The sequence below is a fragment of the Mycobacterium scrofulaceum genome (assembly GCF_001667885.1).
Lineage (GTDB): Bacteria > Actinomycetota > Actinomycetes > Mycobacteriales > Mycobacteriaceae > Mycobacterium > Mycobacterium scrofulaceum_C.
Window position 1 is genome coordinate 39,206 of sequence record NZ_LZJW01000109.1, and the last position, 11,118, is coordinate 50,323.

Here is an 11,118-nt window from a genome sequence, read left to right on the forward strand (position 1 = left end):
AACACTGTCGTCCCCTACGGTTCCTCCTATGCCCGCAGTGGAATTCGGAACCCTCGAAGACGACATCGCCCTTGTCACGCTGAACCGCCCCGAGCGCCTCAACGCCATCGACGGATCGCTGATCGACGGCGTGCACCACACCCTTGACCTGCTCGGCGGCGGCGAGTTCAGGGCCGCGATCCTGACCGGCGCCGGACGCGGCTTCTGCGCCGGGGCGGACCTGAGCGGCACCGGCGAACCGTGGACCAAGCCGAAACCGACCACCCCGCCCTTCAAGGTCAACTACGACTCCCAGGTTCGCCTGGCCGATCTGTTCACCCGGATCTACGAGTTGCCCATCCCGGTGATCGCCGCGGTCAACGGCGTGGCGGTCGGGGGAGGGCTGGCCTTCACGCTGGTCTCCGACGTCAGGGTCGCCTCCGAACAGGCGCGGTTCGGGTCCGCGTTCATCAAGGCCGGCTTCTCGTCGATGGACATGGGCACCAGCTACCTGCTGCCGAAAATCGTCGGCGCCGGCGTGGCGCGCGAACTGATGCTTTCCGGCCGGATCATCGACGCGGTCGAGGCCTACCGCATTCACCTGGTGCACGAGGTGGTGTCGGCCGACGACCTGATGCCCGCCGCGCTGCGGGTGGCCCGCTCGATCACCGAGAACAACGCCTACGGCGTGTGGCAAACCAAGATCGGTCTCAACGCGGCGCTGGACGCGCCGAGCCTGCGGCACGCCATCGAGATCGAGAACCGGACACAGATCATCAGCGGCTTCACCAACAACCCGGTCGAGGCGGCCACCGCCCACATGGAGAAGCGCGCACCGCGGTGGGATCCGCTGTGAGGTGGGGTGCGACCGCCGCTGGTTGATGGCGGCGGCCCGCGGCGCCCGGCTTCGCCGCGCTTGCGACCGCCGCTAGTCGATGGCGGCCCCGCGGCGCCCGGCTTCGCCGCGCTTGCGACCGCCGCTAGTCGATGGCGGCGGCCCGCGGCGCCCGGCTTCGCCGCGCTTGCGACCGCCGCTAGACCTTCGCGATGACGTTCTCCGCGAACATCTCGAGGTTGCGGATCTTGTTCTCCAACGGCTCGGTGTCGTTGCCCTTGATGTAGGGGATGCGGAAGCCGACGATGGCGTCGGTGACGCCCTTGTCCTCGAGGCGTTTGATCCCGTCGACGGTGTAGGCGTCGGCCGAGATGACGTGAATCTGGAACGGTCCCGTCTTGCCCGCCTCTTCGCGATACCGCTTGAGCTTGGCGATGAGCCCGTCGAGTTCCTCCGGGTCGCCGCCGCCGTGCATCCAGCCGTCCAGGCGGGCGGCACGGCGCAGCGCCGCGTCGGCATGCCCGCCGATCAGGATCGGGATCGGCTGGGTGGGAGCCGGGGTCATCTTCGTCTTCGGGATGTCATAGAACTCGCCGTGGAACTCGAAATAGTCGCCGGTGGTGAGCCCCTGGATGATTTCGATGCATTCGTCCATGCGCTTGCCGCGCTTGGCGAACGGGACGCCCAGCAGTTCGTAGTCCTCCGGCCACGGGCTGGTGCCGACGCCGAAGCCCACCCGGTTGTTGGTCAGCGCGGCCAGCGAACCGATCTGCTTGGCCACCAACGCCGGCGGCCGGATGGGCAGCTTGAGCACGAAGAAGTTGAAGTGCAGCTTCGTCGTCACCGCGCCCAAAGCGGCTGTGAGCACGAAGGTTTCGATGAACTCTTTGCCGTCCAGAAACTCGCGATCGCCGTCGGGGGTGTACGGGTACTTGGAGTCTGACTCGAAGGGGTAGGCAATGCTGTCGGCGATCGTCATCGCGTGGTACCCGGCCGCCTCGGCCGCCTGGGCCAGCGGGATGTAGTACCTGTGGTCGGTCATCGCCTCCGCGTAGGTGAACCGCACGTCATCTGCCTTCCTGGAAACCGGTCGTCACACGAGATTAGAACGTGTTCTAGTTCTACCCGTGGCCGGGTTCCCAGCACAATAAGGCGTCAGAGCTGGTTTTCGGGGCCGATGACCGCCCAGACCGTCTTGCCCGTTGCGGTGGGCGTGCTGCCCCACGCACGTGACAGCGCCTCGACGATCGCCAGCCCGGACACGTCGATGCCGGTCGTTGGCGACGGCAGCCGCACGGCGGGGGCGTGGCTGCTGTCGGACACCGCGATGGTCGCCGTCGCACCGTGGCTCTCGAGGCGCATGACGGGAACGCTCGGGGTGTGCTCGAGGACGTTCTCGACGAACACGTTGACCACCACCAGGGCGACGGGGATCAACGTCGACTGCGACCACGCGGTGAGCCACTCGCGGACCAGACGGCGCGACTCGCGCAAGCTGGTCAGGTCGGCGGGCAGTTGAGCGTCGGCCCGGCGCACGGCGCGCCGGCTCTGCTGGCTGAGCGCCTTGAGCGCCGCCTTTTCGGTCGAGTACACCGGCATGAAGTAGGCGACGCCGCTGCGGGATAACGCCTCGCGCGTTCCGCGGTGTGCGCAGACCAACACGATCGGGACATTCGGATTGCCGCGGACCTGCCAGTGCGCGCCGATGAACGTGGACCACGCCAATTCGGCGAGCACCTTGAGCGCGGAGATGTTGACGATGACGGCGGCCGGCTCGTCCAGGGTGGCCTGCAGGATGTGGTCGCGGAGCGTCGCGGAGTTGGTCCCGTCGAGCACACCGTCCACGGTCAGGACGGTCGCGGACTCGTCCGTCCGCGTCGCGATCGCCAGCGAGCTGGGGGACTCAGCTACCGAGCTCACCACAGCAACCCCTTTCCCTGCGGGGGCCTCCGGTGTCGAGGCGCCCGGTCGCCCGGCCGGTTCGCCGACGGATGAGACGTCGCGATCCTGCTTTCCGGCTGGGTCGTGTCGTCCGGTTCCATCGCTGCTCCTCGAATCACACCCGGGCCAACTGCTTGAGTATCCGCCCTCAGCGGCAAAAGTCTAATTCGGGTCGAGCGACCTGGACGCCATAGGAAAGCGCAGCCCACGGGCGTCATGTCGAGAGCGCGCGCGGCAGGCAGCGCGGTGTGAGTGAGGCGCGTGCCCGTCCCCACCCGTTCGAGGCCCCCGCCTCTACCGCGCCGAACACATTGTTCGTTTCCGCTGCGCAGCACGCGCATCCTCCCGGACTACCACCTTCGGCGTCGCACCAAACACCGGAAAAACGCGGGTCGAGCAGGGAAAGGGGGCGGGTCAGCTGGACGCGTACGGCGGGGCGCCCACTCCGGCGACCGAGTGCGTGCCCCACGGCGTTCGTTCGACGATGCGGGCGTCGGCGCTGCGCCGGCCCACGGTCAGCGTCGCGGTCCGCGCACGCCCGAGCGCGTCGTCGGGCAGCGGTTGCGACGGCGAAGCGAACACCGTCCCCTGCCAGTGGTAACGGCCGTCGATCGGGTCGAGGTGTCCGGTGAGCCGGACCCGGACCGGATGGTGGGCGCCGGCGATCTCCAGCGTCGCGGCGCCGTCATAGGTGTCGTCGCGTTCCGGAGCGCTGGCCGACAGGTCGAACGCGGAGGCCACCGGCGGGGCCTGATCGGGTGTCAGCTGCGCGCGCTCGTTGAACACCCGCAGGCTGCTGGCGCGCACTTCGATGCGGCTGCTGGCCGTGCGCTCCATCAGGCGCAGGCACTCGGCGATGTAGCGCGCCTGCGCTCCGGTGTCGGGCCCGGTGATGAAGAAGTAATTCGGAAAGCCGCGGACCGCCACTCCGTAGAAGGGCTCCATGCCGTCGTGCCACGCCTGCCGGATGGTCAGCCCGTCGGCGCCCACAAGCGTTTCATCGGCCAGCTCGTCGGGGACCGAGAATCCGGTGCCGTAGACGATGGCGTCGACGCGGTGGTCCACGCCGTCGCGGGTGCGGATGCCCGACGACGTCACCGCCGCTATCGGCGAACCCGCCAGCTTGATCGAGGGGCGGTCGGCGGCGTCCGGGCGGAAGCGGTGGCGCAGCCAGCGTTTGGCGCGCGTTGACCACAGCGGCACCTCGGTGACTACGCGCCGCGGCGAATGCGCGAAGACGGTGACCGAAGCCGCGACCCCGGTCAGCCGGCCGATGTGGTGTGCTGCGCCGGCGTCAGTGCCGATGACCGCGAGGTGCTTGCCGGACGGATCGAACCGGGGCGGCCAGGCGGCCGCGGGAAACGACGGGCCCAGGAAGTCGCCACGACCCGCGATGTCCGGCAGCCAGGGGACGAACGGCGGTTCGGTGGCGATGACGGCCCGCGCCCGCACGGCCTCGCCGCCGGCCGTCGTCAAGCGCCAGGTGTCGCTGTCGTGTTCGAAGGCCGACCGGACCTGCGCGGCGGGCCCGTCGAGGACGACGAAGTCGGTGATGCCGGCCGCCGCCACCGCGGCGGAAGCGCCGGCGCGCGCGCCGAGAACGACTACGGGATGGCGGGAGTTGGCGGGAGCGCCCGGCCGCGTCACAGAAACCTGCTGCGCTTCCAGCCGCGGCGGGCGATCGGGCCGAGCAGGCCGACCTCGGTCAGGAACGCCGCCAGCGGGGCGAAACCGGCCACCTGCATCTCGCGGCGGTGCGGGCTGGTGCGCGCGATGTGTCGGGCCCGCTTCGGGTCCAGCCCCGTGCGCGCGTACGGGATCGGATTGCTGAACAGGTAGTTGAAGAAGTAGCCGCCCAGCCCGTTGATGTTGGCCATGAACCAGCGGTTGATCCGGGGCATTTCGGCCACGCGTTTACGGGCCCCGTCACGGGCGAATTGGATGTGGCGGGCCTCCTCGGTGACGTGAATCCGCATGAGGCGCTGGATGATCGGCTGCAGCTCCGGGTCGTCCATCATCTGCCGCTGCAGGGAATCGAAGATCTCTTCGCCGATCAACGCGGCTACCCACAACATCGAGCCCCGCTGGAACGCCAGTGGGAGCGCGTTGATGATCATGCGGTGAAACAGCCTCGGCCGCACCGGCTTTGCGCCGATGCGCTCGATGGCCTTGCCGAACATGACCATGTGACGGGTCTCGTCGCCCAGCTCGGTCAGCTTGTAGTGGGTCGACTTGCTCGTGGGGTCCTCGTGCAGGATGGTCCGCAGCAACGATTGGTTGAGCATGTTCTCGAACCAGATTCCGGCCGACAGCGTGTTGACCAGTTCCTGGCGCGACAGCTCGATCTGTTGCTCTCGGGTCATCTCGTCCCACATGGGCGTGCCGTACAGCGAGACCAGGCGCGGCGGCAAGTAGAACTTGTCAGGATCCAGCGGGGCGTCCCAGTCGATGTCGACGACCGGTTCGTAGGACTTTTTGACCGAGCCCTTCAGCAGGCGGTCGGAGAACTCCTCACGACTCGGCCCGCTCGACTTGACCGCAGTGGTGGTCATCGCTGGCGTCCCTTCATTGGGTGCTTCAGACGGTACCCATGGTACTGGGTACTTTTGGTCCCGACTAGGCCCTTCAGGTTTCGATTCGGCAATCTGTTGCAAGCGACGAGGAGGCATTCTTGGGCCGGCATATCCACGTCATCGGCATCGGGGCCGGCGACCCCGACTACGTGACGGTTCAGGCTATCGAGGCGCTCAACGACACCCAGGTGTTCTTCGCGATGGACAAAGGCGAGGCGAAAAGCGACCTGGTGGCGCTGCGCCGAGAGATCTGCGACCGGTTCATTCGTGAGCCCGGCTACCGCTTCGTCGAGTTGCCCGACCCCGAACGGTCGGCCGGCTCGGACTACCGCGGCGCGGTCTCGGACTGGCATGCCGCGCGGGCGCGGGTCTGGTCGGCGGCGATCGCCGCCGAGCTCGGACCTGATGGCGTCGGCGCTTTTCTGGCCTGGGGCGACCCGTCGCTCTACGACAGCACCCTGCGCATCCTGGCAGCCATCGAGGCCGAGCTCGAGTTCACGTTCGACGTCATCCCGGGCATCACGGCGGTGCAGGCGCTGACCGCCCGGCACCGCATCCCGCTCAACGAGGTCGGGGAACCGGTGCTGATCACGACCGGCCGACAGCTGCGCGCGCACGGCCTGGACGGATCAGCGGTCGTCATGCTCGACGCCGAATGCTCCTTCCGGACGTGCCCGCCTGAGACCCGCATCTGGTGGGGCGCCTACCTGGGCACCGCCGACGAGTTGCTGGTGGCGGGCACGGTCGGCGAGGTCGCCGGCGGCATCGCGGAACTTCGGGCGCAGGCCCGTGCGCGGCACGGCTGGATCATGGACACCTATTTACTGCGACCGGCAGACTGAAGAGCGTGCCCGAACTGCCCGAGGTCGAAGCCCTGGCCGACCACCTGCGCCGCCACGCCGTCGGCTTGACCATCGGCCGCGTCGACGTCGGCGCCCTCTCCGTCCTGAAAACGTTCGACCCGCCGCTCAGCGCGTTGCACGGCCAGCCCGTGACCGGGGCGCACCGCTGGGGCAAATACCTTGGGTTGCAGGCCGGAGAGCTGTACTTGATCACCCATCTGTCGCGCGCGGGATGGCTGCGGTGGTCGGACAAGCTGTCCGCGGCGCCGCTGCGCCCCGGCAAGGGCCCGATCGCCTTGCGCGTGCACCTGGGCACGCCCGGGGAGGCGCCCGGCTTCGACCTCACCGAGGCCGGCACCCAGAAGCGGCTGGCCGTCTGGCTCGTCGGTGACCCGCAAAGCGTGCCCGGGATCGCTGCTTTGGGTCCCGACGCGCTGGAGCTCACCGTCGAGGACCTCGCCGGTCTGTTGGCCGGCAACACCGGCCGGATCAAGACGGTCATCACCGACCAGAAGGTGATCGCCGGCATCGGCAACGCCTACAGCGACGAAATCCTGCACGTTGCCAAGATGTCCCCGTTCGCGACCGCGGGCAAGCTGACCGATGAGCAGCTCACCACCCTGCACGACGCGATGGTGTCGGTCCTGCGCGACGCGGTGAGCCGGTCGGTGGGTCAGGGGGCGGCCACGCTCAAGGGCGAGAAGCGCTCCGGCCTGCGGGTGCACGCCCGCACCGGCCTGCCCTGTCCGGTGTGCGGGGACACCGTGCGCGAAGTCTCCTTCGCGGACAAGTCTTTTCAATACTGTCCGACGTGCCAGACCGGCGGCAAGGTGCTGGCCGACCGGCGGATGTCGCGGCTGCTCAAGTAGGCGAGGGGCCGCGACTTGACACCTGTCGATATGCTGCCCGGATGACTCGGCAGAAGATCCTCATCACGGGCGCCAGTTCCGGCCTGGGCGCCGGCATGGCGCGGGCGTTCGCCGCCAAGGGCCGCGACCTGGCGTTGTGCGCCCGGCGCACCGACCGGCTCGACGAGCTGAAAGCCGAACTGGCCCAAAAGTATCCGGGCATCAAGATCGCCGTCGCGGCGCTGGACGTCAACGACCACGAGCAGGTGCCGAAGGTCTTCGGCGAACTCAGTGACGAGCTGGGCGGCATCGATCGGGTCATCGTCAACGCCGGCATCGGCAAGGGCGCGAAGCTCGGCTCGGGCAAGCTGTGGGCCAACAAGGCGACCCTCGAGACCAACCTGGTGGCCGCGCTGGTGCAGATCGAGACAGCGCTGGAGATGTTCAACCACGCCGGGTCGGGCCATCTGGTGCTCATCTCCTCGGTGCTCGGCAACAAGGGCGTGCCGGGCGTCAAGGCCGCCTACGCCGCGAGCAAGGCCGGGTTGAGCTCGCTGGGTGAATCGCTGCGCGCCGAATACGCCAAGGGGCCGATCAAGGTTTCGGTCATCGAGCCCGGTTACATCGAGTCGGAGATGACGGCCAAGTCCAACAGCACGATGTTGATGGTGGACAACGAGACTGGCGTCAACGCGCTCGTCGCCGCCATGGAACGCGAGCCCGGCCGCGCGGCGGTGCCGTGGTGGCCGTGGGCGCCGCTGGTGCAGGTGATGCGGGTGCTGCCGCCCCCGCTCACCAAGTGGTTCGCGTGAATCAGTGCGGCACCGGCGTGTAATGCGCCGCGTCGCTGGTGAATTCGGGCTTGCCGTAGGTTGCCAGCCGTAGCTTGAGCAGCCCGATCACGTAGGCGTCGGTGATGTCCCGAAGCACGGGCATGCGGCTGGCGTGGCTCACCGCGGTGAAACGTCCGATGATGAAGGGTGCGGTGAGGGCGACGCGCACGAGGTCCGTCGGCCCCATCGAGACGCCCATGGCCTCGGCAATCTCGCGATTGCCATTGCAGAAGGTCCGAACGAAAGTGAGCTTGCTGAAACTCTTTTCGACCGCTTCGGCGCAACGGTCGAACAGGGTGGTGTCGGGCCGCAGGTAGGCCGCCATCGTGCCGCGGACGAGTTCTTGGCAGATGCTGTCGAATCCGTCGCGCAGCAGCGCCGAGCGCGCGTGCATCACGTGGATGATGTCGGCCGGTTCCGCGGGCAGCAGTTCTTCCGGCAGGCCGAGCAAAAAGCAGCGATACCTGGCGAATTCGACGACGGCGCGCTCCTCGGCGGTGAACTTCGTCCGGCCCTGCTGGCGCGCCTTGCGGGCCAGCAGGTACTGGCCGATCATTCCGGCCGGCATCTGGTCCACCTGGGGCACGGGCATGCCGTACACGGCGGCATCCCACTTGTCGGATTTCTTCAGCGCGTTGTAGCGGACCATCGAGTGCATCAGCCGGACCATGGCGGCCGCCTCGAAACCCGGCCCGAAACGGTCCAGCGCACCGGGCAGGGTGGTGACCGCGAAGAAACTGGCGGTCTCGTTTACCCGGCGGGCGGCCCGCTTCCCCGAGAGCGCGCCGGTCAGCGCCATCGGCAGCGCGGCGTAGGTGTTGGTGAAGGTCGCGATGAAGGCCCCTCGCGTGATGAAGGGCGCCAGCAGCGCCGCGGGGATCCGCTCTTGGCGGGCGCCCTCGCGGACCAGATCGAAGTCGATCCACTCCGGCGTGGCCTCCATCGCGGCGATGAACGAAACCAGCTCGTGGGGTGCGTCGCGCACCGCCTCGATTCCCTCTCGGCAAGCCGTCTTGAGCATGTCGATCAACTGGGCGACGCTGTGCGAATCCATCAGTGCCGCATAGGGATCGGCGACGACGTCACCCAGCAGGGTGGCGGTGCTCATCAGCTCGACCACGCGGTGGTCTTCGAGGATCGGTGCGCGGTCGGCGATCCAGGCGGGCAGGGCCGAGTCCACGTCCGGCTCCGTGGCCAGGCGATCCGGCTGCCGGTCGAAGTCGAAGTCTCCGTACAGGTTGGGCAGCAACTCGCGCTGGCGGCGGACTCGCTCGGCGAGCTCGGGGTAGTACGTGACCATCGCTGCCTCCCAATAACTAACAGTTCGTGAGCAATACTCACAAGTTGTTAGTTATGCTGTCAAGCATGAGAGCGGGCAACCCGAGGCGGCGCATGACCGCCGAAGGCCGGCGCGAGCAGATCCTCGACGTCACGCACGCGATCGTCGACGCCGAGGGGTTCCACGCGGCCACACCGAACCGCATCGCCGGGGCGGCGGGCATCAATCGGTCATTGATCTATCAGCTGTTCGGCGACCCGGCGGGACTCTTCGTGGCTCTGATCGACCGTGAGGCGGCCCGAGCCGGCGCCCAGTTCGCCGAGGCGGTCTCGGGATTGGATGCCGTCGCCGACGACCAGTCGCTCATCGTCGCGTTCGACGGCGTGCTGGCCGCGGTCGACGCCCACCCGGCATCGTGGCGACTGTTCCTGTTCCCGCCGCAGGGTGCGCCACCGGAGCTGTACGCGCGGCTGGCTCAGTCGCAGGCCGTCGTGTTGGAGTTCTTCGTCACCGAATTGCTGCGCATCAACCCCCACGTGCATGACCCCGAATACACCGCGCGGATCCTGCACGCCGCCGGACGCGAACTGCTGCAGCTGCACCTCAGCGAGCCACAGACCGCGACCGTGGAACGCTTGCGCACCTTCGTGCGGCGGCTGGGCTCCGACGTCATGAGCCGCACGGGCTGATCAGCTGGTGCGGCCGCGCTCGGTCCGGTAGCGGCGCACCAGCGCATCGGTCGAGCTGTCGGACTGCGGCGCCGGCGAGCTGTCCGACGTGATCACCGGAAGCAGCGCCTTGGCCTGCGTCTTGCCCAGCTCCACCCCCCACTGGTCGAACGAGTCGATGCCCCAGATGACGCCCTCGGTGAAGACCTGATGCTCGTAAAGCGCGATCAGCTGCCCCAGCACCGACGGCGTGAGCCGGTCGGCCAGGATCGAGGTCGACGGCCGGTTGCCGGGCATTACCTTGTGCGGCACGACGTCCGCCGGGGTGCCCTCGGCCGCAATCTCCTCGGCGGTCTTGCCGAAGGCCAGCACCTGGGTCTGGGCGAAGAAGTTACTCATCAGCAAGTCGTGCATGCTGCCGGTGCCGTCGGCGGTCGGCAGGTCGTCGGTGGGCTGGCTGAAGCCGATGAAGTCGGCCGGCACCAGCCGGGTGCCCTGATGCAGCAATTGGTAGAAGGCGTGCTGGCCGTTCGTTCCCGGTTCGCCCCAGAAGATTTCGCCGGTGTCGGTGGTGACCGGCGTGCCGTCGGCCCGTACCGACTTGCCGTTGGACTCCATCGTCAGCTGCTGCAGATACGCCGGGAAGCGCGCCAGGTCGTTGGAATACGGGAGCACGACGCGTGACTGCGCGCCCATGAAGTTCGAGTACCACAGCCCGATCAGCCCCAGCAGCGCCGGCGCGTTCGATTCCAGCGGCGCGGTCTTGAAATGCCGGTCCACGATGTGGAATCCGGACAGGAAGTCGGCGAATGCCTCCTTGCCGATGGCCGCCATCACCGACAGACCGATCGCCGAATCGACCGAGTACCGTCCGCCGACCCAGTCCCAGAAGCCGAACATGTTGTCGGTGTTGATCCCGAAGTCGTCGACCAGGCGCTTGTTGGTGGAGACCGCCACGAAATGCTTGGACACCGCGGCGTCGCCGAGCGCGTCGGTCAGCCAGCGACGCGCGGCGGTCGCGTTGGTGAGGGTCTCCAGCGTGGAGAAGGTTTTCGATGCGACGACGAAAAGCGTTGTGGCGGGGTCTAAGTCGGACAGGGTGGCGACGAGGTCGGCCGGGTCGACGTTGGAGACGAAGCGGGCCGAAATCCCCGCGTCGGCGTAGTGGCGCAGCGCCTGATACACCATCACCGGACCCAGATCCGACCCGCCGATGCCGATGTTGACCACGGTGCTGATCCTTTGTCCGGTGGCCCCGGTCCATTCACCGCTGCGTAACCGGTCGGTGAAGTCGCCCATCCGGTCCAGTACGGCGTGCAC

11 protein-coding genes and 1 pseudogene are annotated in these 11,118 nt (G+C 68.0%); 6 read left to right on the forward strand and 6 right to left on the reverse strand.

Annotated elements, in window-relative coordinates; genetic code table 11:
* Positions 1-37 precede the first annotated feature (37 nt).
* On the forward strand, positions 38-835 hold the full coding sequence (locus A5681_RS17080; RefSeq protein WP_197498625.1) for an enoyl-CoA hydratase/isomerase family protein: 798 nt from the start codon (positions 38-40) through the stop codon (positions 833-835).
* A 178-nt stretch (positions 836-1,013) separates the two neighbouring features.
* Here A5681_RS17080 and A5681_RS17085 read toward each other — a convergent pair whose 3' ends face one another.
* The 4 genes from A5681_RS17085 to A5681_RS17100 all read right to left on the reverse strand — a co-directional run bounded on the left by A5681_RS17085 (position 1,014) and on the right by A5681_RS17100 (position 5,307).
* Positions 1,014-1,880, reverse strand: coding sequence for an LLM class flavin-dependent oxidoreductase (locus A5681_RS17085; RefSeq protein ID WP_067277337.1), 867 nt, complete (start codon positions 1,878-1,880; stop codon positions 1,014-1,016).
* Between the two features lie 89 nt (positions 1,881-1,969).
* Positions 1,970-2,734 (reverse strand): STAS domain-containing protein, encoded by a 765-nt coding sequence (locus A5681_RS17090; protein ID WP_067277386.1) that lies wholly within the window; start codon positions 2,732-2,734, stop codon positions 1,970-1,972.
* Positions 2,735-3,169: 435 nt separating this feature from the next.
* Positions 3,170-4,189 (reverse strand): DUF4873 domain-containing protein, encoded by a 1,020-nt coding sequence (locus A5681_RS17095; protein ID WP_231996342.1) that lies wholly within the window; start codon positions 4,187-4,189, stop codon positions 3,170-3,172.
* Positions 4,190-4,398: 209 nt separating this feature from the next.
* The gene (locus tag A5681_RS17100; protein ID WP_067277340.1) at positions 4,399-5,307 is read right to left on the reverse strand and encodes an AurF N-oxygenase family protein; all 909 of its coding nucleotides are present in this window, start codon (positions 5,305-5,307) and stop codon (positions 4,399-4,401) included.
* Between the two features lie 119 nt (positions 5,308-5,426).
* Between A5681_RS17100 and cobF the strand changes: the two genes are divergently transcribed.
* The 4 genes and pseudogenes from cobF (at position 5,427) to A5681_RS17115 (ending at position 7,830) form a co-directional block, all read left to right on the forward strand.
* Positions 5,427-6,170, forward strand: coding sequence for a precorrin-6A synthase (deacetylating) (gene cobF, locus A5681_RS17105; RefSeq protein WP_067277343.1), 744 nt, complete (start codon positions 5,427-5,429; stop codon positions 6,168-6,170).
* A 5-nt stretch (positions 6,171-6,175) separates the two neighbouring features.
* Positions 6,176-6,418, forward strand: a pseudogene (locus tag A5681_RS27795) (DNA-formamidopyrimidine glycosylase family protein); the annotation flags it as partial.
* A gap of 153 nt (positions 6,419-6,571) precedes the next feature.
* Complete coding sequence (locus A5681_RS27800; RefSeq protein WP_231996343.1) at positions 6,572-7,039, forward strand: zinc finger domain-containing protein; 468 nt, start codon at positions 6,572-6,574, stop codon at positions 7,037-7,039.
* Between the two features lie 41 nt (positions 7,040-7,080).
* On the forward strand, positions 7,081-7,830 hold the full coding sequence (locus A5681_RS17115; RefSeq protein ID WP_067277355.1) for an SDR family oxidoreductase: 750 nt from the start codon (positions 7,081-7,083) through the stop codon (positions 7,828-7,830).
* A 1-nt stretch (position 7,831) separates the two neighbouring features.
* Here the strand turns inward: A5681_RS17115 and A5681_RS17120 are convergent, their stop codons facing one another.
* The gene (locus A5681_RS17120; RefSeq protein WP_067277363.1) at positions 7,832-9,151 is read right to left on the reverse strand and encodes an oxygenase MpaB family protein; all 1,320 of its coding nucleotides are present in this window, start codon (positions 9,149-9,151) and stop codon (positions 7,832-7,834) included.
* A gap of 92 nt (positions 9,152-9,243) precedes the next feature.
* On the opposite strand from A5681_RS17120, the gene A5681_RS17125 reads away from it, so the two are divergent.
* Complete coding sequence (locus A5681_RS17125; protein WP_067277367.1) at positions 9,244-9,819, forward strand: TetR/AcrR family transcriptional regulator; 576 nt, start codon at positions 9,244-9,246, stop codon at positions 9,817-9,819.
* Here A5681_RS17125 and pgi read toward each other — a convergent pair.
* Positions 9,820-11,118 (reverse strand): glucose-6-phosphate isomerase (gene pgi, locus A5681_RS17130; RefSeq protein WP_067277372.1); only part of this gene is annotated, 1,299 nt, incomplete at its 5' end. It lies immediately after the preceding gene.

Bases quoted from the DNA above. Each gene is read 5' to 3' on its own strand.
- A5681_RS17115 (WP_067277355.1), top strand. From the start codon at position 7,081: ATGACTCGGCAGAAGATCCTCATCACGGGCGCCAGTTCCGGCCTGGGC.
- A5681_RS17120 (WP_067277363.1), bottom strand. From the start codon at position 9,151: ATGGTCACGTACTACCCCGAGCTCGCCGAGCGAGTCCGCCGCCAGCGC.
- A5681_RS17100 (WP_067277340.1), bottom strand. From the start codon at position 5,307: ATGACCACCACTGCGGTCAAGTCGAGCGGGCCGAGTCGTGAGGAGTTC.
- A5681_RS17125 (WP_067277367.1), top strand. From the start codon at position 9,244: ATGACCGCCGAAGGCCGGCGCGAGCAGATCCTCGACGTCACGCACGCG.